The organism is Yoonia sp. (assembly GCF_017854565.1).
Lineage (GTDB): Bacteria > Pseudomonadota > Alphaproteobacteria > Rhodobacterales > Rhodobacteraceae > Yoonia.
Genome location: NZ_JAFMHJ010000002.1, coordinates 125,618 through 150,529 on the forward strand (window position 1 = coordinate 125,618; position 24,912 = coordinate 150,529).

Annotated in this window: 25 protein-coding genes; 8 read left to right on the top strand and 17 right to left on the bottom strand. The window is 60.5% G+C overall.

All coding sequences use genetic code 11. The features are described 5' to 3' along the window. The first annotated feature begins 84 nt into the window (after window positions 1-84). The 4 genes from QZ196_RS01855 to QZ196_RS01870 all read left to right on the top strand — a co-directional run bounded on the left by QZ196_RS01855 (window position 85) and on the right by QZ196_RS01870 (window position 1,355). Window positions 85-258: a hypothetical protein gene (locus tag QZ196_RS01855; protein WP_296423274.1), complete on the top strand. Its 174-nt coding sequence runs from the start codon at window positions 85-87 to the stop codon at window positions 256-258. A gap of 11 nt (window positions 259-269) precedes the next feature. After that, window positions 270-653 carry a 50S ribosomal protein L19 gene (rplS, locus tag QZ196_RS01860; protein ID WP_296423276.1) on the top strand — a complete coding sequence of 128 codons (384 nt, stop codon included), beginning with the start codon at window positions 270-272 and terminating at the stop codon, window positions 651-653. Window positions 654-664: 11 nt separating this feature from the next. Then, on the top strand, window positions 665-886 hold the full coding sequence (gene rpmE, locus QZ196_RS01865; RefSeq protein WP_296423277.1) for a 50S ribosomal protein L31: 222 nt from the start codon (window positions 665-667) through the stop codon (window positions 884-886). Window positions 887-1,019: 133 nt separating this feature from the next. Then, entirely contained in the window at window positions 1,020-1,355 is a 336-nt protein-coding gene (locus QZ196_RS01870; protein ID WP_296423278.1) for a cupin domain-containing protein, read from the top strand. Between the two features lie 31 nt (window positions 1,356-1,386). On the opposite strand, the gene QZ196_RS01875 is transcribed toward QZ196_RS01870, so the two are convergent. Continuing rightward, window positions 1,387-2,718 (bottom strand): DEAD/DEAH box helicase, encoded by a 1,332-nt coding sequence (locus QZ196_RS01875; protein WP_296423279.1) that lies wholly within the window; start codon window positions 2,716-2,718, stop codon window positions 1,387-1,389. 366 nt (window positions 2,719-3,084) lie between these two features. Here QZ196_RS01875 and QZ196_RS01880 point away from each other — a divergent pair, with 366 nt between their 5' ends. Beyond that, window positions 3,085-3,894: a division plane positioning ATPase MipZ gene (locus QZ196_RS01880; RefSeq protein WP_296423280.1), complete on the top strand. Its 810-nt coding sequence runs from the start codon at window positions 3,085-3,087 to the stop codon at window positions 3,892-3,894. A gap of 27 nt (window positions 3,895-3,921) precedes the next feature. Continuing rightward, complete coding sequence (locus QZ196_RS01885; protein WP_296423281.1) at window positions 3,922-5,568, top strand: FMN-binding glutamate synthase family protein; 1,647 nt, start codon at window positions 3,922-3,924, stop codon at window positions 5,566-5,568. A gap of 4 nt (window positions 5,569-5,572) precedes the next feature. Here QZ196_RS01885 and QZ196_RS01890 read toward each other — a convergent pair whose 3' ends face one another. The 6 genes from QZ196_RS01890 to leuC all read right to left on the bottom strand — a co-directional run bounded on the left by QZ196_RS01890 (window position 5,573) and on the right by leuC (window position 12,165). Next, window positions 5,573-6,535: a DMT family transporter gene (locus tag QZ196_RS01890; RefSeq protein ID WP_296423282.1), complete on the bottom strand. Its 963-nt coding sequence runs from the start codon at window positions 6,533-6,535 to the stop codon at window positions 5,573-5,575. Window positions 6,536-6,724: 189 nt separating this feature from the next. Beyond that, window positions 6,725-7,831 (bottom strand): 3-isopropylmalate dehydrogenase, encoded by a 1,107-nt coding sequence (gene leuB, locus QZ196_RS01895; RefSeq protein WP_296423283.1) that lies wholly within the window; start codon window positions 7,829-7,831, stop codon window positions 6,725-6,727. Between the two features lie 127 nt (window positions 7,832-7,958). Next, window positions 7,959-8,831, bottom strand: coding sequence for an endonuclease/exonuclease/phosphatase family protein (locus tag QZ196_RS01900; RefSeq protein ID WP_366510939.1), 873 nt, complete (start codon window positions 8,829-8,831; stop codon window positions 7,959-7,961). Between the two features lie 101 nt (window positions 8,832-8,932). Then, window positions 8,933-9,772, bottom strand: coding sequence for a hypothetical protein (locus QZ196_RS01905; RefSeq protein WP_296423284.1), 840 nt, complete (start codon window positions 9,770-9,772; stop codon window positions 8,933-8,935). Window positions 9,773-10,153: 381 nt separating this feature from the next. Beyond that, window positions 10,154-10,759, bottom strand: coding sequence for a 3-isopropylmalate dehydratase small subunit (leuD, locus tag QZ196_RS01910; RefSeq protein ID WP_296423285.1), 606 nt, complete (start codon window positions 10,757-10,759; stop codon window positions 10,154-10,156). Then, window positions 10,759-12,165, bottom strand: a complete 1,407-nt coding sequence (gene leuC / locus QZ196_RS01915) for a 3-isopropylmalate dehydratase large subunit (RefSeq protein ID WP_296423287.1) — start codon at window positions 12,163-12,165, stop codon at window positions 10,759-10,761. Before leuC ends, leuD begins: the two co-directional genes overlap by 1 nt. A gap of 339 nt (window positions 12,166-12,504) precedes the next feature. On the opposite strand from leuC, the gene QZ196_RS01920 reads away from it, so the two are divergent. Continuing rightward, window positions 12,505-13,860 carry a mechanosensitive ion channel domain-containing protein gene (locus QZ196_RS01920; RefSeq protein WP_296423289.1) on the top strand — a complete coding sequence of 452 codons (1,356 nt, stop codon included), beginning with the start codon at window positions 12,505-12,507 and terminating at the stop codon, window positions 13,858-13,860. On the opposite strand, the gene QZ196_RS01925 is transcribed toward QZ196_RS01920, so the two are convergent. Then, window positions 13,857-15,704: a heavy metal translocating P-type ATPase gene (locus QZ196_RS01925; RefSeq protein ID WP_296423291.1), complete on the bottom strand. Its 1,848-nt coding sequence runs from the start codon at window positions 15,702-15,704 to the stop codon at window positions 13,857-13,859. The two genes, QZ196_RS01920 and QZ196_RS01925, sit on opposite strands and share 4 nt — an antisense overlap. Window positions 15,705-16,204: 500 nt before the next feature. Next, window positions 16,205-18,163: an acetate--CoA ligase gene (gene acs, locus QZ196_RS01930; RefSeq protein ID WP_296423293.1), complete on the bottom strand. Its 1,959-nt coding sequence runs from the start codon at window positions 18,161-18,163 to the stop codon at window positions 16,205-16,207. A 254-nt stretch (window positions 18,164-18,417) separates the two neighbouring features. Here acs and QZ196_RS01935 point away from each other — a divergent pair, with 254 nt between their 5' ends. Continuing rightward, on the top strand, window positions 18,418-19,083 hold the full coding sequence (locus QZ196_RS01935) for a hypothetical protein (RefSeq protein ID WP_296423296.1): 666 nt from the start codon (window positions 18,418-18,420) through the stop codon (window positions 19,081-19,083). Here QZ196_RS01935 and ureG read toward each other — a convergent pair. The 8 genes from ureG to QZ196_RS01975 form a co-directional block, all read right to left on the bottom strand. Further along, a complete protein-coding gene (ureG, locus tag QZ196_RS01940) occupies window positions 19,080-19,688 on the bottom strand; it encodes an urease accessory protein UreG (protein ID WP_296423301.1) in 609 nt (202 codons plus the stop codon). The genes QZ196_RS01935 and ureG overlap by 4 nt on opposite strands. Next, window positions 19,689-20,090 (bottom strand): DUF3995 domain-containing protein, encoded by a 402-nt coding sequence (locus QZ196_RS01945; RefSeq protein ID WP_296423304.1) that lies wholly within the window; start codon window positions 20,088-20,090, stop codon window positions 19,689-19,691. Beyond that, complete coding sequence (locus tag QZ196_RS01950; RefSeq protein WP_296423306.1) at window positions 20,087-20,722, bottom strand: urease accessory protein UreF; 636 nt, start codon at window positions 20,720-20,722, stop codon at window positions 20,087-20,089. The genes QZ196_RS01945 and QZ196_RS01950 overlap by 4 nt, the downstream gene beginning before the upstream one ends. After that, complete coding sequence (locus tag QZ196_RS01955) at window positions 20,712-21,167, bottom strand: urease accessory protein UreE (protein WP_296423308.1); 456 nt, start codon at window positions 21,165-21,167, stop codon at window positions 20,712-20,714. The genes QZ196_RS01950 and QZ196_RS01955 overlap by 11 nt, the downstream gene beginning before the upstream one ends. A gap of 163 nt (window positions 21,168-21,330) precedes the next feature. Continuing rightward, entirely contained in the window at window positions 21,331-23,040 is a 1,710-nt protein-coding gene (gene ureC, locus QZ196_RS01960; RefSeq protein WP_296423310.1) for an urease subunit alpha, read from the bottom strand. Between the two features lie 236 nt (window positions 23,041-23,276). Further along, complete coding sequence (locus tag QZ196_RS01965; RefSeq protein ID WP_296423312.1) at window positions 23,277-23,582, bottom strand: urease subunit beta; 306 nt, start codon at window positions 23,580-23,582, stop codon at window positions 23,277-23,279. A gap of 41 nt (window positions 23,583-23,623) precedes the next feature. Continuing rightward, the gene (locus QZ196_RS01970) at window positions 23,624-23,926 is read right to left on the bottom strand and encodes an urease subunit gamma (protein ID WP_296423314.1); all 303 of its coding nucleotides are present in this window, start codon (window positions 23,924-23,926) and stop codon (window positions 23,624-23,626) included. 3 nt (window positions 23,927-23,929) lie between these two features. After that, window positions 23,930-24,694, bottom strand: a complete 765-nt coding sequence (locus tag QZ196_RS01975) for an urease accessory protein UreD (RefSeq protein ID WP_296423316.1) — start codon at window positions 24,692-24,694, stop codon at window positions 23,930-23,932. Between the last annotated feature and the right edge of the window lie 218 nt (window positions 24,695-24,912).

The window sequence follows — 24,912 nt, forward strand, 5'->3', positions numbered from 1 at the left end:
TGCAAGCCCCTTGATCGCCTGCCGCCTTGCGCCTATACGGTGCGAACCCGAGGGGTCGGCTCGCTGATTCCAGGGTATTGGTTTATGGAACCACTGGAGCCTGAGCGTACCTTCGTTGGTGCAACACTCACCAGACAGGCCGGACAGCCACAAGAAACGAATGATGACGCATCTCTGGCGGGCGGCATGACCGGACCCGATAACGATACAGAGCTCTACGGCACGAAACAAACATTGCGGAAAACCGTAAGCAATTAAAGGAGCATCAGATGAATCTGATTGCACAGATCGAAGCGGAGCAAGTTGCTGCGCTGGGGAAGACGATCCCCGATTTCAGAGCGGGTGACACCATCCGCGTCGGTTACAAAGTGACCGAAGGCACACGGACACGCGTGCAGAACTACGAAGGCGTCTGCATCGCCCGCAAGAACGGCAAAGGCATCGCCGGGTCGTTCACAGTTCGCAAGATTTCCTTTGGTGAAGGCGTGGAACGTGTGTTCCCCCTGCATTCCACCAACATCGACACCATCGAAGTGATACGTCGTGGTAAGGTCCGCCGCGCCAAGCTGTATTACCTACGCGAGCGTCGTGGCAAATCCGCACGTATCTCCGAAGTCACAAACTACAAGGCGCCTAAGGGCGCCGAAGCGTAAGGATTGCTGTCATGAGAAAAGATATCCATCCCCAGTATCACCAGATCAACGTCAAGATGACCGACGGCACGATGCTGCTGATGAAATCCACTTGGGGCAAAGAAGGCGACACCATGTCGCTGGACATCGACCCCACAGTGCACCCGGCATGGACAGGCGGTTCGTCGCGCCTGATGGACGCCGGTGGTCGCGTGTCGAAGTTCAAGAACAAATACGCCGGTCTTGGTTTCTAAACCAACCTGCCATGACAACCCAAACGCCGCCCATATCCGGGCGGCGTTTTGCGTTTGGGGGGCGATTTTTCTGCGTCTGGCCGTGGCCTGAAATTCTGCTAGCATACGTGCCATCATAAGGAGTGGTCACACCATGCAGCTTCCCGCATTCATCAAAGCGCTTCCATCACTTGATGTCCCGTTCAGAGACGAGACCGTCACCACCTCTGCCATCCGGTCAGATCGCGGGTTGATGGTGATTTTCGAATTTCATCAGGATTTCAGCCTGCCCGCCCATAGTCACAAGGCACAATGGGGCACCGTCATCGCGGGCGAGGTACGTATCACGATTGATGAGGTGGAAACAAAGTACATGCCGGGCGACAGTTATACGATCCCATCCGGTGTGATCCATGCGGTATCTGTCACCGCCGGGACAAAGGCGATCGACATCTTTGAAGAGCCGGACCGCTACCCCCTCAAAGGATAAGGCGGACCGAGGCCCGCCTTAAGAGTTTGATTTACGCAGCGTTTGCGCCGCGCGACCGGTTTCCACCGCCGCCGCCGCCGCTGTTGCGACGTCCGCCCGCAGGCTTACCCGCGCCGCCGCCGGGCTTGCCACCCGCGCGCTGGCCACCGCCACCGCCACCGCCACCGCCGGCACCACGACGCCCACCGCCACCGCCGCCGCCGCCGTTGGGCCGCTTTTTCTGACCCGGCTGAATTTCCCATGGGCGGCCGGATGCGACAGGAATGGTGTCCTTCATCGCTTTTTCGATATCGCGCAGTTCGATCATCTCGTCAGGGGCAACCAATGCGATGGCCGCACCTTCGGCACCGGCACGGGCCGTCCGGCCAATCCGGTGGACATAGTTTTCCGCGACGTTCGGCAGGTCGTAGTTATAGACGTGGCGCACGCCGGGGATGTCGATACCACGGGCAGCCACGTCGGTCGCGACCAGTACCCGGACCTTGCCGGATTTGAACGCCTCGATCGCGCGTTCGCGCTGACCCTGGGATTTGTTGCCGTGGATGGATGCTGCGGCAAACCCCTTGTTTTCAAGGGTCTTATACAGTTTCTCACAGCCATGTTTGGTGCGGCCAAAGACCAGCGCCAATTCATCGCGGTGGGCATCCAGCAGTTCGACCAGCAGGTCGGTTTTTGCGGCTTGGGCCACGAAATGCACCGATTGTTCGATCTTGGCGACGGCCTGCCCCGGAGGGTTCACCTGCACGCGCACCGCGTCGGTCAGATAGGTGTCGGCCAGTTCGGCCATCAGTTTCGGCATCGTCGCCGAGAACATCATGGTCTGGCGGTCTTTGGCCAAGAGTGGTGCAATCCGGCGCAGCGCATGGATAAAGCCCATGTCGAGCATCTGGTCGGCTTCATCCAGCACCAGATAAATCGTTTCGTCCAACCGCACCGCACGGCGGTCCAGCAGGTCGATCAAACGGCCCGGTGTCGCGACCAACAGGTCAACACCGCCCGCAAGGCGTTTCATCTGGGCGGAAATGCCCGCGCCACCGACAACCAAGGCGACCTTCAGGTGGCTGCCTTTGGTGTAGGCGGTCAGGTTGTCGGCGATCTGTTTGGCCAATTCGCGTGTCGGCGCAAGGACCAGACCGCGCACGGATTTCGGGTTCGGCTTTACGCCGGCCTTCATCAGGGCGTTGATCATTGGCAGACCGAAGGCAGCAGTTTTACCGGTGCCGGTCTGGGCAAGACCCATCACATCGCGGCCATTCATGGCGTGCGGGATCGCTTGGGTCTGGATCGGGGTGGGATCGGTGATCCCTTGTTCTTTCAAAATTGCGATAAGGCGGGGCGCGAGGCCCAACATGTCAAAATCCATGAAGGATATCCTGTCTTTCTTGCGGACCATCGGCCCGCGCATATGATTTGGCCCCCAGCGGAATGCTGAAGAGCCCGTGCAAGGTTGCGCCATATGCTGACAGCCAAGACCGCATTGTCCGGGCGCCGATGTGGCGCGGGACCCCTGCGTGATCTGGGAACCTGAAATTAAACGATGCCTTGCGATTGACCCTGAGGGTCCCGCTCTGCTCACGCGGCAGCATGCATCGGTTGACTGGCACATGATGGTTTGTTGCCGCTGTGTCAAGTGCCGAGATTAATTGCGTGCGGTCATGCACCTGCCGCTTTCCCTTGGCCGGACCACAATATATGGTATCACAAAGCATAAAGTGTTGGGGATGGCCACGTGGCGCATATCATCGTAGTCGGCAATGAAAAGGGTGGAGCCGGAAAATCCACCGTATCCATGCATGTGGCCACTGCGCTGTCGCGGATGGGGCACAAGGTTAGCACCCTTGACCTTGATTTGCGGCAAAAGACACTGGGGCGCTATGTGACCAACCGGCGGGCGTTTCTGGACCAGAAGGGTCTTGATCTGCCGACCCCTGCCTATCATGAACTGCCCGAGATTGCGCAGGGTGACCTGAAGCCGGGCGAAAACGCCTTTGATCACCGGCTGTCGATGGCGGTCGCGCGGATGGAAGCGGACAGCGATTTCATTCTGATCGACTGCCCCGGATCACACACACGGCTTAGCCAAGTGGCGCATAGCCTTGCCGATACGCTGATTACGCCGCTGAACGACAGTTTTATTGACTTTGATCTGCTGGCCCATGTCGACAGCGATGGCGAAGAAATCACCGGGCCGTCGGTCTATTCGGAAATGGTCTGGAACGCGCGGCAGCTGCGCGCCCAAGCCGGGCTGAAGCCGATTGACTGGGTCGTCGTGCGCAACCGGGTCGGCGCGCAGGCGATGGTGAACAAAGAAAAGATGGAACGCGCGATTAACAAGCTGGCCAAGCGGATCGGGTTCCGCACCGCCCCCGGATTCAACGAACGGGTGATCTTTCGCGAGCTGTTCCCGCGTGGTCTGACCCTGCTTGACCTGCGCGATATCGGCGTGAAGGGCATGAACATTTCCAACGTCGCGGCACGGCACGAATTGCGCGATCTGATCCGTGCGCTGGATTTGCCCGGCGTGACGCCAAACTTCTGACCTTTCGCTTCACGCGGCGGCACCCTAATGTCGCTGAAAATCGAAAGGGACATCGTGCGGGATATTTGGACGTTGGAGCGTTATAGCACGCTTGTTTTTGTGGCTGTGATGACGGTTGGCAGCCTGATCGCGGCGGTTTGGCTGCCGTGGTTGCTGGTCGTTTTTGTCGTCTTTGGCGGGCTTACCGCGCTTGGCGTCCATGACCTGCGGCAAGACAAACATTCGATCCTGCGCAACTATCCCGTGATCGGCCACATGCGGTTCCTGTTCGAAGGTATCCGCCCCGAGATCCGGCAATATCTGATCGAAAGCGATCAGGACGAACAGCCGTTCAGCCGTGAACAGCGGTCGCTGGTGTATCAGCGCGCCAAAGGCGTCGAGGACAAGCGGCCCTTTGGCACGCAGGAAAACGTGTATCAGGCGGGCTATAGCTGGCTGACTCATTCGGTGCAGCCGGTGCATTTTGACAACACCGATTTCCGGGTCATGATCGGTGGGCCGGACTGCAAACAGCCTTATAACGCATCGCTTTACAACATCTCGGCGATGAGCTTTGGCGCGTTGTCCGCCAATGCGATTTTGGCGTTGAATACAGGTGCCAAGATTGGCGGTTTCGCGCATGACACCGGCGAAGGCGGGATCAGTCGCTACCACCGCGAACCGGGGGGCGATCTGATTTACGAGGTCGGGTCGGGCTATTTCGGATGCCGCAACGACGACGGCAGTTTCGCGCCCGATAAGTTCGCCAAGCAGGCCGCCAGCGATCAGGTCAAGATGATCGAACTGAAACTCAGCCAGGGCGCCAAGCCGGGCCATGGCGGAATGCTGCCCGCGTCCAAGATTTCCAAAGAAATCGCCGAGGCGCGCGGCGTCCCGATGGGCATCGACTGCGTGTCACCAGCCGCACATCCCGCATTCAGGGGGCCGATGGAAATGATGCGGTTTCTGGGCCAGTTGCGCGATCTGTCGCTGGGCAAACCGGTGGGTATCAAGCTTTGTATCGGGCACCGGCGTGAATTCATGTGCATGGTCAAGGCGATGCTGGAAACCGGGATTGTTCCCGATTTCATCGTGGTGGATGGCACCGAAGGCGGCACGGGTGCGGCTCCGCTGGAATTTGCCAACCATGTCGGCATGCCAATGGTCGAAGGGTTGACGTTTGTGCACAACACCCTGCGCGGTGCAGGCATCCGGGACCAAATCAAGATCGGCGCGGCGGGCAAACTGGTCAGCGCCTTTGATATCGCGCGGGCGCTGTCACTGGGGGCAGATTGGTGCAATTCGGCGCGCGGTTATATGTTCGCGATTGGCTGTATTCAGGCGCAGGCCTGTCATACCAACCATTGCCCGGTGGGCGTGGCCACCCAGGACCCGTTGCGCCAGCGCGCGCTGAATGTCGTCGACAAAAGCCAGCGGGTTGCGCGGTTCCATGCCAATACGCTGAAAGCATTGGGTGAAATGGCAGGTGCGGCCGGTCTGGATGATCCCTGTGGTTTCCGGCCTTATCACTTTATGGCACGCAAGGCGGACGGTCAGATGACCGAAGCGGCGGATGTCTATCCCGATTTGCCGCTGGGGTTCTTGCTGGACCCGATGGCGGCAGACCATGGCTACAAGGCACGCTGGGGACGTGCCAATGCGCATAGTTTTGCCCCACCCGAAGACCGGACGTGATTATTCAGTGATCCGGCGGCACCTTGCCCGCCATGCGCATGAACAGGCTGACACGGGGCGTTGTCCCCGTTTCGGTGCGCGAACGGTTGCGCAGCACCGGCGTATTTTCCGACGCGCCCGTGCGGCTTTCGCGCAGTACGATATACAAGCCGCTTGCGATGATGATGCCGGCCCCGATCGCGGTTCCCCGATCAATCGCTTCATCGAAAAACAGCAGGCCGAAACCCGTGGCCCAGATGATCTGACTGTATTGCATCGGCGCGATGATTGCCGCCTCGCCTGACTGGTAGGCTGCAATGATCAGACGGCTGGCAACCCATGCAAAGACCGCGATAAAGCCCAGCATGCCCAGATGTTCGATCGGCATCGGCTGATACACGAACGGCAGCAGGCAGGCCATGATCACAAAGTTGATCACCATCGGATAAAGCAACAGCACCACGGGGCGTTCATCCGTGCCGATCTTGCGGACGATGATTGAGGCAATCGACCCGCAGATCGCCGCCAGCAGCGCCGCAAGATGACCGGAGGACAGGTCCGTCTCCCCCGGACGCAGGACAACCAGCACACCGATCAACCCTACGATAACGGCCAGCCAGCGCCGCACGCGCACCTTTTCCCCCAACACCGGGATCGCCAGCACCGTGATCAGCAACGGCGTGGCGAACAGGATTGCATAGGTCTGCGCCAGCGGCAGCGCCGAAAACGCATAGAACGCCGACACCCCGGCGATCACCGCCGCACCCGTGCGCAACGCCATCCACCACGGATGCACCGGGACCAGTGTGCCGGGGGTGGAGTCGCGCATCAACATGACAGTCGCCAGCGGAAAGCTGAGCAGGACACTGAAAAACACAATCTGGATCGGAGAGTAGATGCCACCCAACACCTTTACGACCACGTCATGGGTCGCAAAGATCGCAAAAGCAATCAAAGAAAAGACAGCGCCTTTTACGTTAGGTGACATGAGGAATAGACCTTTCAGGTGGGCACACCCCCAGATGAAAACCCGCTGCGGGGTGATGTCGAATGATGTATGCTGCAACGCAGCAATTCGCAAGTCCTTGGCTGGCCCAGACAGCCGGCGGGCGGTAGTCTGGTCACGCAGATCAGTAAACGGTGGGCGCCACCATGCGCGCCCACTGTCGTCAATACATCAAAGTGACGCGTCGAGCGCGGCCAAAATCACGTCGCCCATCTGCACGGTAGACAGCGGCGTGCCGTCTTCTGGGCCCATCAGGTCAGCGGTACGGGCGCCATCGGCCAGCACTTTTTCAATCGCGGCCTCCAGACGGTCTGCCTCGGCGCCCTGATCAAAGGAATAGCGCAGCGCCATGGCGAACGACAGGATGCACGCGATCGGGTTCGCCTTGCCCTGACCGGCGATATCGGGGGCGGAGCCGTGCACAGGTTCGTACATCGCCTTGGGCCGCCCATTGGCCATCGGCACCCCCAACGACGCAGAAGGCAGCATGCCCAGCGATCCGGTCAGCATGGCGGCGCAATCCGACAGGATATCGCCAAACAGGTTGTCGGTCAGGATGACGTCAAACTGCTTGGGCGCGCGCACCAGCTGCATCGCGCCGTTGTCGGCGTACATATGGGACAGTGCGATGTCCTGATAATCGGCCTCGTGCACTTCGGTCACGACGTCGCGCCACAAGATACCGCTTTCCATGACGTTGGCCTTTTCCATCGAACATAGTTTCTTGCTGCGTTTGCGCGCCAGATCAAAGGCGGCACGGGCCACACGTTCGATCTCGGCTTCGGTGTAGCGCTGGGTGTTGATCCCCACGCGCATGTTGTTTTCCATGTGGATGCCGCGCGGTTCGCCGAAATACACGCCCGATGTCAGTTCGCGCACGATCATGATGTCGAGACCGGCAACGATGTCCTTCTTCAGGCTGGAAAAGTCGGCAAGCGCGTCAAAACACTGCGCCGGGCGCAGGTTGGCGAACAGGTCCATTTCCTTGCGCAGGCGCAGCAGGCCACGTTCGGGTTTGACGCTGAAATCAAGCGCGTCGTATTTCGGGCCACCCACCGCGCCCAGCAGCACCGCATCTACCGCCTGCGCCTTGGCCATCGTTTCATCGGTCAGTGGCGTGCCGTGCTTGTCATAAGCGACACCGCCGACCAGATCCTCGGAGACGTCAAAGGCCAGATCGCGGTTGTCACCGAACCACGTGATGATCCGCTTCACCTCATCCATGACTTCGGGGCCGATGCCGTCACCGGCGAGGATCAAAAGGGAGGGGTTTGACATGCTGTGCGTCCTTGGTTGAATTGGTTCCCCACGGCCTAGCGGTTCAGGGCAAAAGGTTCAAGATACCAAGGATATCCCCCGCCCACCCGACGGCTGGCGCGATGCGTGAAACCGCAGGTATGCGCGCCTAGCGACGGATGTCCACCCAGACAAGGTGATGCGGCCCGGCGGCCACATCGGGCAGAGGCCGGACGACCGCCGCATCGGTGATCTGCCATGTCGCCGATGGCAGGACATAGCTGACCCGCAAGTTTCCCGGCCCGTCTTGGGGCCAATCTGCGGTATCGCGGCCCGGCAAGGGGTCTTGTAGCTGCGGACGTCCAAGAAATGCGGCCATCGCGGCACTGTCGCCCGCGCCATCCAGTGGATCAAGATTGGCGTTGCCAACGATTACAAACGGATCGGGGGCCGCGCCAAAGCCACCATCGAGTACCACCTCCCACAGGTGGAGTTCATCGCGGTTGCGCAGGCCGTTGCGGTCCTCCGGCCCATCAAAAACCGGCGGGGTTGCGGCAAAGGCAAGCAGTGCAAAGGGTGGCTGGCCCGGCGGGATGATAGGGACAATCCAATGCCCCGTGGTGGACAGCCTTTGCACTGACAAGACATCATCGGGCAAGAACGGCTGCCCATCCACCTGCGGCAGGACGGCCCCCGGCAGATCGCGCCACAAGACGTCGGACAGATCGGTGACGGCCCCGCCATCGACGGGAAAGCGTGACAGCAGCGCCATACCGCCATCCCCGACAAACCGACCATAGCCCTGCGCATCGCGGGCTTCGCCCAAGCGCCCGTTCCGGTCCATATCCAGCCCCGTGGCGCGCCCCGTGTTGGGTTGCAGCGCGAAACGATAGGGGTAAAGATCACCGAACTGATCGGCAAATGCAGCCAGCGCCAAGCCATCGAGATCATAGTCGAATTCGGTCAGCAGCAGCACATCCGGGGCCACCTGCGTGACAATGGCCACGACCGCTGCAATTTGCGGATCGTCCCCTTTGATCACATCGCGCAACAGCAGGCCGGGTCCATCACGGCTGAGCGCGGCTGCGAAAGTGGCAATGCGGTAGGTATCGGCCGCCGCGCATAACGGCAGGCAGGACAGGATCAGTCCAGATACGCACCATCGGCCCCGGCTTTGGCGTATGCTTTTTGACGCTGCACAAAAATCATCTGGGCGACGCGGGTCAGGGCCACGCCGCGCATCAGAATACTTGCTGGCAAGAAGGCCCATGCTGTTACCGTCCAGATCAGCGTTTGTGGGTCATCCAGCCGGATCGGGCTACCGATCAGCGACGCCAGTTTGATGACCGCCGGGATCAGGAATGGCAGCAGAACCCCTAATATAACGTTAATACGTCCATCCCGGTTGAGGCGTTTGACAACGTCACCGCCCGCGGTCGGGTCAAACGTGGGCAGGTTGATCCACACGTTGAAGGCGCCCCCGCGCCGTGGCCATTGCTGAAGCCGCAACAAGATCACAAACCACATGATCGACAAGAGCGAGATCAGATAACTTAGCCCTGCGGCGTCACGTAATTGTTCGACAATCCGGGGGTTGGCATTGTCGGGCAGCATCAAGACCATCAGCCGCACCGGAGAATACGGGAAATCAATCGCCCGACCGATTTGTTCGCTGCTTTGCTGGAAAAAGGTGGTTATGTCCGACGGGGCGACGCTGCTGCGAAAGATCATGGAAAGGCTGAGAACAGTCGCGAACAATGCGGAAAATCGCACCCGGTTGAACGGCGGCGCATCGCGGAATTCGACCAGACTGGGGCTGTTGGCACTGTATTCGACAATGGCGAACAACGCGGCAAAGATCGACACAAGCGCAACGACCTGTGTGCCATCGTCCGTCTGGCCCGGCAAAAGCACGGATGGCATGATGATCAACATCACGACAAGCACCGCGCGCGCGATCGCCCCTGGCAGTCGAAACAACACCCGAATTTATCCTCATCCAAGGCCACGCCGAATGCCGTGTGCCCGATACCCCGTCGTGCAATGCCCAACAGCTGCCCCGCAGCCCTTGATTGCAAGAAATGCCTAATTTATCGCAACCATTCAACTATCGTAGGATGCCGGTGCAACTTGTCCAATGGTTTGCGCCCCGAGTGGTGCGCGAATGCAACCATATTCGGATCGGACGCCCACCACATCGCTACAGCCAATACGCGCTTTTTCGCAACAGGTTCGCCGCAGAGCGGCAAGGAACGTCTTGATGATTGCAAGCCGTCCGGAGTAATGCAAGTTTAGGTGGAAATATTGTCAGCTTGTGTCTGGCAGGACACGACCGACCCGCCAGATACATTTATTTTCAGACGCTTAGACCCAGGGACGCTCGGCCCCGGCCTGTGCTTCGAAACTGTCGATTGATTTCACTTTTTCCATCGACAACCCGATGTCATCAAGGCCGTTCATCAGGCAATGCTTTTTGAACTGATCTATGTCAAAGGTGAAAACCTCGCCGTCGGATGACGTGATTGTCTGCGCCTCAAGATCCACTTCGATCCGGGCATTGGCGCCTTTTTCGGCGTCCATCATCAGCACATCGACCTGTTCTTGCGGCAGGGCAATCGGCAGGATGCCGTTCTTAAAGCAGTTGCTATAGAAAATATCGGCATAGGACGGCGCGATGACGCAAGTGATCCCGAAATCCGCGATCGCCCAAGGGGCGTGTTCGCGCGACGATCCACAGCCAAAGTTTTCGCCAGCGACCAAAATCTGCGCCTCGCGGTACTGTGGTTTGTTCAGGACGAAATCAGGGATTTCGTTGCGGTCGTCATCGTACCGCATTTCGTCAAACAAGTTCACGCCAAGGCCCGAGCGTTTGATGGTTTTCAAAAACTGCTTGGGGATGATCATATCGGTGTCGATATTGACCAGTGGCATCGGCGCGGCAATGCCGCTGAGTTTGTTGAATTTTTGCATTACATCATTTCCCGTACGTCGGTCAGTTTGCCTGTGATTGCCGCAGCGGCGGCCATCGCGGGTGACATCAGGTGGGTGCGTCCACCCCGGCCCTGCCGCCCTTCGAAGTTACGGTTGGATGTGGCCGCGCAGCGTTCGCCCGGTGCCAACTGATCAGGGTTCATTGCCAGGCACATGGAACAGCCCGCAAGACGCCATTCGAAACCGGCGTCGATGAAAATCTGCGCCAGTCCTTCTTCTTCGGCTTGCGCACGCACAAGGCCCGAACCGGGCACGACCATCGCACGCAGCCCGTCCTTTTTCTTTTTGCCCTTCAGGATCGCGGCGGCGGCGCGCAGATCTTCGATCCGGCCATTGGTGCAGGACCCGATAAAGACCGTGTCGATTATGATGTCGGTCAATGGGGTGCCCGGCGTCAGGGCCATATAGTCAAGCGAACGTTGCGCCGCACCGACCTTGCCGCCGGTAAAGCTGTCGGCGGCGGGCACCACGGCGGTGATCGGCAGCACGTCTTCGGGCGACGTGCCCCATGTGACGACCGGCGCGATGTCTTCGGCTTTCAGGGTGATGACCTTGTCGAAATGGGCGTTTTCATCGGTGAACAGGGTCTTCCACCATGTCAGCGCGGCTTCCCACTGCGCGCCCTTGGGCGCATGCGGGCGGCCCAAGCAGTATTCATAGGTCGTTTCGTCAGGCGCAATGATGCCTGCACGCGCGCCGCCTTCGATCGCCATGTTGCAGACGGTCATACGGCCTTCCATGCTCAGATCGCGGATCGCTTCGCCGCAATATTCGATGACATAGCCGGTGCCGCCCGCGGTGCCGGTGGTGCCGATCACGGACATGGTGATATCCTTGGCCGTCACACCGGGGCGCAGTTTGCCCGTGATTTCGACCTTCATGTTTTTCGATTTCTTCTGGATCAGCGTTTGCGTCGCCAGCACATGTTCGACCTCGGATGTGCCGATACCGTGGGCCAATGCGCCGAATGCGCCGTGCGTCGCGGTGTGGCTGTCACCGCACACGACGGTCATGCCGGGCAGGGTCCAGCCCTGTTCGGGACCGACGATATGCACGATGCCCTGACGGACGTCGGAGACCGGGTAGTAGTGCAGCCCGAATTCCTTGGCGTTGGTATCCAGCGCTTCGACCTGAATGCGGCTGTCTTCGGTCATGGTCGCCGCGTTCGCGCGGTCCAGCGTCGTGGGCACATTGTGGTCGGGCACGGCGATTGTCTTGTCAGGCGCGCGGACGGTACGGCCTGCCATGCGCAGCCCCTCAAACGCCTGCGGGCTGGTCACTTCGTGGACCAGATGGCGGTCGATATACAAAAGGCAGGTACCGTCTTCGGCTTCATGCGCGACATGCGCATCCCAGATTTTATCATAGAGTGTTTTGGGGGACATTGGTCCACTCCCGTATCAGATTTCAGTGGGTGGTAGGCGTGCGGAAACGGGGGGGCGTCAGCCCCGTGCAAGTATCGTGCAAGTCGCGCCAAAGAACCGCCAAGGCAGCCGCGCGCGATCATCCATGTCGAAAACCTGTTTCATGCAGCGTCAGATACACGCGCCAATCGAGTCTCGCAAGGCCCTGCATCGCATGGGCGGACTGGTGTCGGCAAATACCACGGCGCGGCGGGGTCGGGATGACCGACCCGGCGGGCGGACTTGCCTGCGCAACCCGGCCCATGCAACACTAGATGCCAGACTTGTATAGCAAGGACCCAAATGGCACGCCATACGACTATGACCGTCCCTGAAGATGCCATCGGACAAACCGCGCAAGATCCGCAGCTGGATCATGTGATCAGCATCGGCACCGCCCTGATTGATCAGGCGCAGATTTTTCTTTCGACGATGTTCCGAACGTGGAACCTTTATCAGATTGCGATTGCCATCGGGCTGCTGGGGCTGGCGCATATCCTGCGTGTGGTGCTTGGCCCCCGGATCAGAGGCTGGATGGCGTCGCGGGAAAACTGGCCGAAATGGCGGATGCGTATCCTTGTGGTCGTCCACCAACGGCTGCGCGCGATCTTTTTCGTCATTCTGATCTGGACCGCAATCTATATCATGCGCGAGGTGACATGGCCCAGCCGCAGTTACCTGCTCAGCCTGATCGGCACGCTGGCCTTTGCGTGGCTCAGCGTCGTTTTCCTGACCCGGCTGATCAAAAGCCCCAGCTTGCGCAAATTTGTGCGGTACGGTGCCTGGACCTATGTGACCCTGCGCATCCTTGGCCTGCTGGATCCGGCCGAACGGCTGCTTGACAGTGCCGGTTTCACCATGGGCGATATCCGTTTTTCGCTGCTGTTGCTGATCCAGTCGCTGGTCGTTCTTGGCGTGCTGATCACGGCGGCACGGTTCTTTACCAATACCACGGCAGCCCGTGTGCGCAGCAACGAAGACATCAGCCCCTCAATGCAGGTGCTGATCGTCAAAGGTGCGCAGATCGCGTTTTACGGTGCTGCATTTTTCATTGGGGTGCGGTCGCTTGGGATTGACCTGACGGGGCTTGCGGTGCTGTCCGGTGCCATCGGTGTCGGCCTTGGTTTCGGTCTGCAAAAGGTCGTGTCGAACCTTGTGTCCGGTGTGATCATCCTGCTGGACAAATCAATCAAGCCCGGTGACGTCATCAGCCTTGGCGAAACCTTTGGTTGGATCAATTCGCTGGGTGCGCGCTATGTCTCGGTCGTGACGCGCGACGGCAAAGAATACCTGATCCCGAACGAAGACCTGATCACCGGCCAAGTGGTGAACTGGTCGCATTCCAACGATTTTGTGCGGCTTGATATCAACTTTGGCACGTCCTACGGCGATAATCCCCACGACGTGCGGCGCATCGCGATTGCGGCGGCCCAAAGCGTGGACCGCGTGCTGAAATCGCGGCCCACCGTTTGCCATATCGTCGGCTTTGGCGACAGCTCGGTGGATTATATCCTGCGGTTCTGGATCACGGACCCCACCGGCGGGTTGACCAATATCCGCGGCAATGTGTTTCTGGCGCTTTGGGATGCCTTTGCCGAAAATGGCATATCCATCCCGTTCCCCCAGCGCGAGGTGAAGCTGCTGAAAGGCGACGCCGCGCCGGCAAAAGACAGCTAGGACAGCGTGGTCGGGCGGATCCGCAGCGCGCGCAGCGCATTCAAGATCACGGCGACATCAATCGCCTCTTGCAGAATGGCGCCCTCTACCGGCGTCAGATGGCCCAACGCGGCGGCGATCATCCCGGCCACCGACAGGCCGATCCCGGCAACGACGCTTTGCATCGCGATCCGGCGCGCGCCACGGGCGATCTGCAATCCCGGCAGCAGGCGGTCAAGCTGATCAACCAGCAACACGACGTCGGCGGCCTCTGCCGAGGCGGCAGCGCCACGCGCGCCCATCGCCACGCCGATGTCGGCAGCAGCCAGCGCGGGGGCGTCGTTGACGCCATCGCCAACCATCATCACCGGGCCGTTCTTGCGTTCCGTCAGGACCAGCAGCACCTTTTGATCTGGCGTCAGATCGGCCCGCACCCCGTCAAGCCCCAACCCATCCGTGACCGCGTCTGCCACCGCGCGCCTGTCGCCGGTTGCCAGCAATATCCGCCCGATCCCGGCACCGCGCAGCCCCGACAGCAGCGCGGCCGTGCCCGACCGCAGCGCATCGGCCATCACCAGATGCCCCGCCAGTTGTCCGTCTACCGCGACGGCCACCGTCACGGCACCGGGTTCGTGCATGATTTCGGGGGCTTGGGTCGTGGCAAGCTGCGCTGTCACGAAACCGACGCCGCCCACCACAATCTTGCGGCCATCGACCATGCCCACAACGCCATCACCCGGCGTTTCCACGACGTGGGTCGGGGCCGGCAAGGCCACGTCGCGCGCCTGTGCCGCCGCGACAATCGCCCGCGCAATCGGGTGTTTGGAGGCCTGATCCAAGGCGGCGGCGAAATACAGCACCTCGTCCTGGGTCTGCGCGCCACATGTCTCGATCAAGACGATCTGCGGGCGGCCATCGGTCAGCGTGCCGGTTTTATCCAGGATCAGCGTCTGAATACGCGCCAGCGCCTCGAGCGGTTTGGCGCCTTTGATCAGCACCCCGAAATGCGCCGCCCGTGACAACCCAGCCACCAGCGCCACCGGCACGGCAAGGATCAGCGGGCACGGCGTCGCGATGACCAGCACGGCGACCGCGCGGATCGGATCGCCGGTAAACCACCAAACGGCGGTGGCCAGCGCCACCGTGACCCCAAGGAAAACCAACGAATACCGATCCGCCAGCCGGGCCATCGGCGCCTTTGATTTCTCGGCCGCCTCGACCAGCCGGACGATCCCGGCATAGGTGCTATCCGCCGCGCGCCGGGTCACCCGCAGGTCAAAGGCGTCGCCTGCGTTGGTCGCCCCGCTCATCACGTCCTGGTCGTGGTCCAGCCGCACGGGCATCGCCTCGCCGGTCAGGGCGGACTGATCCAGCAGCGCGCTCTGGCTGACCAACGTGCCGTCCACGGGCGCCACATCGCCCTGCCGGATCAGCAGCAGGTCACCGGGTTCAATGGCGTCCAACGGCACCTCATCCAAGGCGCCGTCGCGGTGGCGCGTCGCGGTGCGCGGGACGCGCGACAAAAGATCGCTCATCTCGCGGCGGGCGCGCCCCTCGGCAAAGCTTTCGAGCAAGGTGCCGCTGGCGTACATCACCGCCACGACCGCTGCGGCCAGCGTTTCACCAAAGAAAAGCGCCGCCGACATCGACAGCACCGCCACGATATCAATCCCGATTTCGCCCGCGCGCAGGCTGCGCATGATGTCAAAGATCAGCGACGCCAGCACCGGCAGGGTGCCAGCAGACCAAACCAGCGCTGCCGCATCGGGCAACCCGGCCCCCCAAAGCCCCAGCCCCACCACAAGCCCAACCAACGCGATCACCATCAGCGCGGCCTTGAGACGATCCTGAAAAAATGCATTCATACGCGCATTACGCCCCGTATCACCCCGCAGGTCCAGAGATTCGCACGAATTCCCAAATAAGGCGCTGCACCGCAGTCGTTTGATAAATCCGGCGTCACGCGACATAACGGAGCGGGTCAAAGAAAAGGGCCGCACATAATACTGCGCGGCCCTTCTTTTCATCACAGAACGCGGCCTCAGCCCCGGTTCGTAGTGCTATCGACCAGCGGTCGATCGGCCAAGGCTACGAAAATCGTATGATGAGAGATTGCACCGTGAGCTTACTTGCCCTTGCCGCCACCCGGTGGATTATTGCCTCGGCCTACACCAGACTCTTTGCCAGTTTTGCTTGGTCCATTTTCTGGGGTGTTTTTGCTCATAATTTTTCTCCTGATAAAATTCAACAATAAGTGGGACGCCGTAACAACATCCTAATTACAGATATGAACAAAATATAAAACTCCAAGTAGCGAGGCTGAAAAAAAACTCGCCTTAAAGCACTATAACTTCAAACCCTTGCCTCAGGCGCGGTTCATCCGGTTTTCGATCAGGTCATCCACCACCGACGGGTCGGCCAGGGTTGATGTGTCGCCCAGCGCGCCAAAGTCATTTTCGGCGATCTTGCGCAGGATGCGGCGCATAATCTTGCCTGACCGCGTTTTGGGCAGGCCCGGCGCCCATTGGATCAGGTCCGGCTTGGCAATCGGGCCGATCTCGGTGCGGACCCATTTTTCCAGCTCTTGGCGCAGCGCGTCCGAAGGCTCTTCTCCGTTCATCAACGTGACATAAGCATAGATGCCCTGACCTTTGATATCATGGGGATAGCCGACGACCGCGGCCTCGGCGACAGAGGCGTGGGCGACCAACGCGCTTTCGACTTCGGCGGTGCCCATCCGGTGACCGGATACATTGATGACGTCATCGACACGGCCCGTGATCCAGTAATAGCCATCCGCGTCACGGCGGCAGCCATCGCCGGTGAAGTAGTAGTTCTTGTAGTCTGAGAAATACGTCTTTTCGAACCTCTCGTGGTCGCCCCAGACGGTGCGCATCTGTGCGGGCCAGCTATCTTTGATGCACAGCACGCCTTCGGCTTGGGTCGTTGTGATCTCTTCGCCTGTTGTCGGCTCCAGGATCGCGGGTCGCACACCAAAGAACGGCAGCGTCGCGGACCCCGGTTTGGTTGCCGTCGCACCCGGCAGCGGCGTCAGAAGATGGCCACCGGTTTCGGTCTGCCACCATGTGTCAACGATCGGCACCTTGCCTTTGCCGACGACGGTATTGTACCAATTCCACGCTTCGGGGTTGATCGGTTCACCGACCGTGCCCAGCACCTTGAGATCAGACAGGTCGTATTTTTCGACGGGTGCCGTACCATGGGCCATCAGCGCACGAATGGCGGTGGGGGCGGTGTAGAACTGGTTCACCTTGTGCTTTTCGCACACCTGCCAGAACCGACCCGCATCGGGGAAGGTCGGCACACCTTCGAACATCAGCGTCGTGGCGCCATTGGCCAGCGGGCCATAAACGATATAGCTGTGCCCCGTGACCCAGCCCACATCGGCGGTACACCAAAACACGTCGCCCTGATGATAATCGAACGTATATTCATGCGTCATCGCGGCATAGACCAGATAACCGCCCGTGGAATGGACAACGCCCTTTGGCATCCCGGTCGAGCCGGAGGTGTACAGGATGAACAGCGTATCTTCGGCGTTCATTTCCTCGGGCGGGCAATCGGCGCTGACCTTTTCGGCCATTTCGTGGAACCAGTAATCGCCCTCTGGACGCCATGCGATCTGCTGACCGGTGCGGCGCACGCACAGGCATTTACAGTCGTGCATGACATTGATCAGCGCCTGATTGACGCTATCCTTGAGCTTGGTGACACGGCCACCGCGTGGCGCGCCATCGGCGGTGATCACGACCTTGGCCTGTGATCCGCTGATCCGCGCGGCAAGCGCGTCGGCGGAAAATCCTGCAAAGACAATCGAATGGATCGCACCGATCCGGGCGCACGCCAGCATCGCATAGGCGGCTTCGGGGATCATCGGCATATAAAGCACGACGCGGTCGCCCTTGCCGACGCCCAGTTCCTTGAGGCTGTTGGCCATGCGGCAGGTATTTTCATGCAGCTGGGCATAGGTGATATGCAGCGCCGCCTCGTCTGGGCTATCGGGTTCCCAGATGATCGCGGTTTGATCGGCACGGTCGGCCAGATGCCGGTCGATGCAATTGGCGCTGACGTTCAGCGTGCCGTCCTCGAACCATTTGATAGCGACATTGCCGGGGGCAAAGCTGGTGTTCTTGACCTTGGTAAACGGCTTGATCCAGTCAACGCGCTTGCCATGTTCGGCCCAAAACGCATCGGGATCCGTGATCGAGGCCTGATACATCGCCTCGTATTTGGCCTTGTCGGCATGGGCCCCTGCGATCATTTCGGCAGATGGCGGATAGGTTCCGGCTGGTTGGTCGGTCATGGCGTGTCCCCCCTTGGTGATGTCGTTGTCGCACGAACCTTTGCCCGCGCGTCCTCCGCCGCACATCATGGTCAGATTGGCCGGGAATCCAAGCGGTTGGCGCAATCCGCCGTGCGTTTTGTCAATCTTAACACCTTTGCCGCAGTAGAGGCGTCAAATTATTTACACCTCTCCTGCGCAATGTCGATTAATCAGTCTTAACTGCGCGTTAACCATCGGCAGGGCAAGCTGCGCGGGGTTTCCTGGGTGTTGTCATGCGTATTGTCGCTGCGTTTTTATGCTTTTTCGTCATTGCCGGACCTGCGGTCAGTGGGGCGTGGTCGCGCGAAAAGGGGCAGTGGTTCGTCGCGTCGGGCGGCAATTTCCTGCTGTCGGACGGGGCTGAACTGCCGGTGAACTACGACCCCACGTTCTATGCCGAATATGGGCTGACGCAGTTGGTGACGATCGGGCTGGATTATCACACCGCCGACCGGGGCCGGATCAATACCGGGCTCGTCTTTGCCAGCTTTCCGCTGGGCGACACCACGGGGCGCGACCGTTTCGCGGCAAATCTGGCGTTTGGGGCGCGGGCCGATCCGCTGCATCCGGCTGAAAAACTGCTGCGCGGCGGGCTGTCATGGGGGCGCGGACTGAACACGGGCTGGCTGGCCGTCGATGCGACTGCCACCTTCGGCACGAACGACGCGATTTTTCGGCCCAAGGTGGATATGACATGGGGCTACAACATCAGCGACCGCTGGACCGCCAGCGTGCAATTGCAGACCGGTCAGGGGTTCGACAACGACTATTACGCCAAGATCAACCCTGCGATCAGCTTTGGCTTCAACGACCGCTACCGGCTAAGCGTCGGCGCGATCAAGGCGCTGACCGGCGACGAAGGCGGGGCGCTGAAAATCGACCTTTGGACCACCTACTAAAGCCCGCCTATCGCGCGCAGCAGGCCAATCACGTCATCCACGCCCTTGCCGTGCCGCAGGCTGGCAAAAACCACCGGCAAATCGCCCCGCATGCGGGCGGCATCGCGGGCCATCACATCTAGCGAGGCACCGACATAGGGCGCCAGATCGGTCTTGTTGATCACCAGAATATCTGACCGCGTGATCGCAGGGCCGCCTTTGCGCGGGATTTCTTCGCCTGCGGCCACGTCGATCACGTAAATCGTGACATCCGCCAATTCGGGGCTGAAGGTGGCCGACAGATTGTCACCGCCGCTTTCGATCAAGATCAGTTCAAGATCGGCGTGCCGGGCGCGCATTTCCGCAATGGCTGCCAGATTGATCGACGCATCCTCGCGGATCGCTGTATGGGGGCAGCCACCGGTTTCAACCCCCATCACCCGATCAGCGGGCAGGATTTGCATGCGCATCAGCGCTTCGGCGTCTTCCTGAGTATAGATGTCGTTGGTGATCACGCCCAGGCTGATCTGATCCTTCAGCGCACGCGCCAGCGCCGCCGTCAGGGTCGTCTTGCCCGCGCCCACCGGGCCGCCGATCCCGACGCGCAAAGGGCCATGCGGTGACATTCAGGCAACTCCCAACGTGACAAAGGCCAGCCCGGCACCCAGCGCAAGACACAAGGGACCATAGTATTTGCGATCATAGCTGGCAAAAGGTTCTTCGGATGCCAGCCGCCGCCATATCTTGAGATAGGGGATCAAGCCGCGCAGGAAAAACATCACAACGGCAATCCACAAGATGGCAGAACGGATGGCCCATGGCGGCATCCAAAGCGCGGCGATCACAATGCCAAGCGCCGCCACCACCAGAAAACAAGGGATCGGCCCCGGCATGCGGCTGACCCCTTTGGCGCCGACAACAGCATGGGCAAGCGATTCTTCCGTGCGGACCGGAAACCAGATGCCAAGGCCCCACAGTGCATGTGTCGCCGCGATCAACAGCAATATGATGGTGATAAGAATCGTCATGACCGAAAGATACGCGAATATTGCGCGGGATGCTGCATTGATGCGATGTCGACTGCAAAAGTCGCCGCACCGATGTCGTCCAGCGTTGCCTCGGCGGCCATCACACCGATGCGCGCACAGATCGGCGACAACCCAGACAGCACGCGCTGTCCCGCCGTCTGGCCCAACGGCATCAGCCGTTGCGCCGCCTGCACCAGATTGCTGGCAAAGCTTTGCAGCCAGACCTGCGCTGTCGGCACCATCGGCACACCCAGCAATCCCGCCGCCCGGCCCACGGCCACCGGATAGGCCATATCGGGCAGGTCCAGCCCCCAAACCGCGCGCGTTGTCGCAGCAAAGGCGGCGCCCTGTTGCAAGGTTTCCATCCGGCGTTCGCGCGATGGGGCCAAAGCCGCCGCCAAGGCAGCGACCGGCGCGACATCATCGGCCCCATGCGCGGCACACAGCAATATCGCGTCCGATCGCCCGGCCCCATGTTCCAGCACACAGGTCAGCCAATCCAACAGCCCATCCGCATCGGTCACGTCTCCCCGCCCCACCGCCCGTTCCAACCCATGCGACCATGCAAACGCCCCCACCGGATAGGCAGGCGACAGCCACTGCGTCAGCGTCATCAGATGCTCAGTGTTCATGCGCATGGCTATGGTCGTGGCCCATCGTGCGCCCATGACCATAGGCCCCACCCTCGGGCGTAAACGGCCCGTCAAAATCCACCACAGTCGCGCCCAACTGCGCCAACATCGTGCGCATCACCTTTTCGCGCTGCACGACCAAAGCACCGGGCTCCACCGCACAAGGCGCATGCCGATTGCCCACATGCCACGCCAGCCGCGCCAAATCGCCCGTGACGCGCATAAGCGGTTCATCGGCGGCGACGATCCGGATTTCAGCCCCCCCCGTCGTTACCAGCACCCCATGATGATCCAGCGAGGTCGCCTGCGGCAGATCCACCAGCAACTTGGTGCCGGAGGCCAGCGTCAGCACCTTGCGACGCAACAGGCGATCCGCATAGGTCAGCGCAATATGGTCCGCAGGCGTGCCGTGGCTATGGGGGTGATAGGTTTGGGCGGTCAACATGAGGTCACCGCATTAAGGGCGGCCCGGCGTACCGCCAGGCATGACGGCGTATTCTTGCGGTCGCCACTGTTCTTGACCGACATCAAACGTTTCCACAGCGCCCAAGGTTTCGCTCTCTCTCGACAAATGCGCCAACCCAGAGCGGCGTGGCAGGTATCTTCCTTCAAAACAGAAAATACCGCTGCGCCATCGGCAGGGTTTCCGCCGGCTCACAGGTCAGCAGCTCGCCATCCGCGCGGACTTCGTAGGTTTCGGGGTTCACCTCCACATGGGGCATCGCATCGTTCAGTTTGAGATCCTTTTTGCCGATATTGCGGGTGTCTTGCACCGCAAGCGTCTGCTTGGCCAACCCAAGGGTCGTGCGCATATCCGCATCCTGCGCCGCACCGCTTACAAAGATAACGGCAGAGTTTTCCACCGACCGGCCATAGGCCCCGAACATCGGTCGCGTATAGACCGGCTGCGGTGTCGGGATCGACGCATTCGGGTCACCCATCTGTGCTGCCACAATCGTGCCCCCCATCAGGATCATCTCGGGCTTTACCCCGAAAAACGCAGGGTCCCACAGCACCAGATCGGCGCGCTTGCCTTCCTCGACGGACCCGACATGCGCCGAAATCCCATGCGCAATCGCCGGATTGATCGTGTATTTCGCAATATACCGCCGCACCCGCAGGTTATCGTTGCCGCCCTTTTCACCGGGCAAGGCACCGCGTTGCACCTTCATTTTATGCGCGGTCTGCCAAGTGCGGATAATCACCTCGCCGACGCGGCCCATGGCCTGACTGTCAGACGCGATGATCGAAAACGCGCCCATATCATGCAGGATATCTTCGGCGGCAATGGTTTCGCGGCGGATACGGCTTTCGGCAAAGGCGACATCTTCGGGGATGGATTTATCCAGATGATGACAGACCATCAGCATGTCCAAATGCTCGTCCACCGTATTCACGGTGAAAGGCCGGGTCGGATTGGTGGACGACGGGATGACGTTGGGCAGACCGCAAATCTTGATGATATCCGGCGCATGGCCACCACCCGCACCCTCGGTATGAAAGGCATGGATCGTGCGCCCCTTCAGGGCCGCAACCGTATTTTCGACGAAACCGCTTTCGTTCAGCGTATCGGTGTGGATCATCACCTGCACATCCCAGGCATCGGCGACAGCCAAGCAGCAATCAATCGTCGCCGGGGTAGTGCCCCAATCCTCATGCAGCTTCAGGCACGACGCGCCCGCCAAAACCTGTTCTTCCAACGCGGCTGGCAGGCTGGCATTTCCCTTGCCCGCAAACGCAAGGTTCATCGGAAACGCATCGGCGGCCTGCAACATCCGGCCCAAATGCCAGGGCCCCGGCGTGCAGGTCGTGGCCAGCGTGCCATGCGCCGGCCCGGTGCCGCCACCAATCATCGTCGTCAGCCCCGAATGCAGCGCATCTTCGATCTGCTGTGGGCAGATAAAGTGGATATGGCTGTCGATGCCACCCGCCGTCAAAATGCGCCCCTCACCGGCAATCGCCTCGGTTCCGGGTCCCACAATGATATTCACCCCCGGCTGCGTGTCGGGATTGCCCGCCTTGCCGATCTTGACGATCCGCCCGCCCCTGAGGCCGACATCCGCCTTGATGATCCCGGTCCAATCCACGATCAGCGCATTGGTGATCACCGTATCGACAGCCCCCGCCGCCCGCGTCACCTGCGATTGCCCCATCCCGTCGCGGATCACCTTGCCGCCGCCGAATTTCACCTCTTCGCCGTAGATGGTAAAATCCTGCTCGACCTCGATGAACAGTTCGGTGTCGGCAAGGCGCACCTTGTCACCCACCGTGGGGCCAAACATCGCGGCATAGTCGCGGCGGTTGATTGTCGCTGGCATGGGCTACGAACCTTTCATGTGTTGGTGCAGTGGCATCCGAAAGTCTCCTGAACTGCAACCGCGAACTGGCCCTATTAGAGGGGTTGCCAGGAAACGAAGGTAATTCGTTTCTAGAAAAGGCGCCAACCGATGGAACCAAGCGATTTTTTGCCAAGAGCCGCGCACGAGATCATCAAGTCCACGATCAGTCGCGCGATTGACTGGTTGATCCGAAAGTGACCCAAAAAATGAGGACATCAAAGATCCCCCATCACAGCCTGATTAAACCCAAACACCCGCCGCGCGCCCGACAGCGGGATCAGCGTGACCTCGCGTCGCTGCCCCGGCTCAAACCGCACGGCGGTCCCGGCGGTAATATCAAGCCGCATTCCATGTGCCGCGCCACGGTCAAAATCCAACGCGGCATTCACCTCGGCAAAATGAAAATGCGACCCCACCTGCACCGGACGATCCCCGGTGTTGGCGACTTCCAGCACCAGAACCGCCGCCCCCGCATTCAACGTAATATCGCCGCCCGCTACCATGATCTCGCCGGGTTTCATTGCATGTCTCCCAATTTCTTATGTCCCCAAATACTCAAAAATCACCGGATCGGATCGTGGACCGTCACCAGTTTGGTGCCATCGGGAAACGTCGCCTCGACTTGTACCTGATGGATCATCTCCGCGATGCCATCCATCACCTGATCACGGGTAATCACCTGCGCACCGGCCTGCATCATATCAGCGACCGACCGCCCGTCGCGCGCGCCTTCGACAACCGCATCGGTGATCAGCGCGATCGCTTCGGGGTAGTTCAGCCTGACACCGCGGGCCAGCCGCTTGCGCGCGACCTCGGCGGCCATGCTGATCAGCAGCTTGTCTTTTTCACGGGGGGTCAATTGCATTTCTCAAAGTCTCCAAACGCGGGGAAGCGGGGCCGCAGAAAGCGCCTCAATCACGGGTATCAGGGCGCGGCGCAGATCAAAACCGTCCCGCGCCAGCAGGCGGACCAGCAACAGATCATCGGCAATCAGACTGGCACCCGCATCCTGCGGCAGATCAAGACCGGCCAGCGCCGCAGCCGTTGGCCCCGCCAGCAAGACGGTGGCCATCGCCCCGGCGCCCCCGGCAACCGCATTGCGCTGCAACAGCGCATCCGCATTGCCCATGATCCGCACCGTATCGGCAAAAACCAACGTACCGTCGCGCCAAATCCGCCAATGATCCATAAACTGCAAATCGCGGACCACTTCACCCATTGCGGCACGGCCAAAAATCACTGGCTCGACAATCAGCGCGGTCGCATCGCCGACCAACTGCACCGACAGACGCCGGTCAAGAGCGGCACCTTCAAAAAGGATCGTCTCTTGCGGCAGCCAATGCACACGCGCGCCCGCGGCCACCTCCAGACCGACATCGACGCGGGCCACCTGCCCCGGATGCGCCCGATACGCACGCTCAGCCGCCTGCGACGACACATGAACACTGACCCCCGCCCTCGCGACCAGATCAATGCGCATGCGGTCGCCGCCCGTCAAACCACCCGCCGTATTCAGAAACACCACGTCAAGCGCATCACCCTGCGCGCGCGGGAACAGCGCCTTCAGCGATCCTTGCTGCCGTAAATCCGCTATCACAGACGCCACGCCCCGGCGCTTGGCCACCAGACGCATCGCGCCCTCGGCCCGCGGGGCGGCTGGTACCGCATAGGCGGTGGGGATTGGGGCGGCATAGGTGATGATAATGGCTCGGCTATCAAAAGAACTCTTGAAACCGTGCCAAGGAAACCGACAGCTTGACCAGTGCCGGCAGCGTATTCCCACCGATCTTTCGCCAACCAGCCCAGCATGCGCACAATTTTAAGGCAAACGCACTATAAAAAGCAAAAGGG

What these genes read in the sequence shown, in the direction of transcription:
- QZ196_RS01945 (WP_296423304.1), bottom strand. Translation starts at nt 20,090, where the DNA reads ATGACGATTCTTATCACCATCATATTGCTGTTGATCGCGGCGACACAT.
- QZ196_RS01975 (WP_296423316.1), bottom strand. Translation starts at nt 24,694, where the DNA reads ATGCGTCTGGTGGCCAAGCGCCGGGGCGTGGCGTCTGTGATAGCGGAT.
- QZ196_RS01855 (WP_296423274.1), top strand. Translation starts at nt 85, where the DNA reads ATGGAACCACTGGAGCCTGAGCGTACCTTCGTTGGTGCAACACTCACC.
- leuC (WP_296423287.1), bottom strand. Translation starts at nt 12,165, where the DNA reads ATGTCCCCCAAAACACTCTATGATAAAATCTGGGATGCGCATGTCGCG.
- leuB (WP_296423283.1), bottom strand. Translation starts at nt 7,831, where the DNA reads ATGTCAAACCCCTCCCTTTTGATCCTCGCCGGTGACGGCATCGGCCCC.
- QZ196_RS01885 (WP_296423281.1), top strand. Translation starts at nt 3,922, where the DNA reads ATGTCGCTGAAAATCGAAAGGGACATCGTGCGGGATATTTGGACGTTG.
- ureC (WP_296423310.1), bottom strand. Translation starts at nt 23,040, where the DNA reads ATGCCAGCGACAATCAACCGCCGCGACTATGCCGCGATGTTTGGCCCC.
- ureG (WP_296423301.1), bottom strand. Translation starts at nt 19,688, where the DNA reads ATGTCACCGCATGGCCCTTTGCGCGTCGGGATCGGCGGCCCGGTGGGC.
- QZ196_RS01935 (WP_296423296.1), top strand. Translation starts at nt 18,418, where the DNA reads ATGCGTATTGTCGCTGCGTTTTTATGCTTTTTCGTCATTGCCGGACCT.
- QZ196_RS01870 (WP_296423278.1), top strand. Translation starts at nt 1,020, where the DNA reads ATGCAGCTTCCCGCATTCATCAAAGCGCTTCCATCACTTGATGTCCCG.
- QZ196_RS01875 (WP_296423279.1), bottom strand. Translation starts at nt 2,718, where the DNA reads ATGGATTTTGACATGTTGGGCCTCGCGCCCCGCCTTATCGCAATTTTG.
- QZ196_RS01950 (WP_296423306.1), bottom strand. Translation starts at nt 20,722, where the DNA reads ATGAACACTGAGCATCTGATGACGCTGACGCAGTGGCTGTCGCCTGCC.
- QZ196_RS01925 (WP_296423291.1), bottom strand. Translation starts at nt 15,704, where the DNA reads ATGAATGCATTTTTTCAGGATCGTCTCAAGGCCGCGCTGATGGTGATC.
- acs (WP_296423293.1), bottom strand. Translation starts at nt 18,163, where the DNA reads ATGACCGACCAACCAGCCGGAACCTATCCGCCATCTGCCGAAATGATC.
- leuD (WP_296423285.1), bottom strand. Translation starts at nt 10,759, where the DNA reads ATGCAAAAATTCAACAAACTCAGCGGCATTGCCGCGCCGATGCCACTG.
- rpmE (WP_296423277.1), top strand. Translation starts at nt 665, where the DNA reads ATGAGAAAAGATATCCATCCCCAGTATCACCAGATCAACGTCAAGATG.
- QZ196_RS01890 (WP_296423282.1), bottom strand. Translation starts at nt 6,535, where the DNA reads ATGTCACCTAACGTAAAAGGCGCTGTCTTTTCTTTGATTGCTTTTGCG.
- QZ196_RS01955 (WP_296423308.1), bottom strand. Translation starts at nt 21,167, where the DNA reads ATGTTGACCGCCCAAACCTATCACCCCCATAGCCACGGCACGCCTGCG.
- QZ196_RS01970 (WP_296423314.1), bottom strand. Translation starts at nt 23,926, where the DNA reads ATGCAATTGACCCCCCGTGAAAAAGACAAGCTGCTGATCAGCATGGCC.
- QZ196_RS01920 (WP_296423289.1), top strand. Translation starts at nt 12,505, where the DNA reads ATGACCGTCCCTGAAGATGCCATCGGACAAACCGCGCAAGATCCGCAG.
- QZ196_RS01965 (WP_296423312.1), bottom strand. Translation starts at nt 23,582, where the DNA reads ATGAAACCCGGCGAGATCATGGTAGCGGGCGGCGATATTACGTTGAAT.
- rplS (WP_296423276.1), top strand. Translation starts at nt 270, where the DNA reads ATGAATCTGATTGCACAGATCGAAGCGGAGCAAGTTGCTGCGCTGGGG.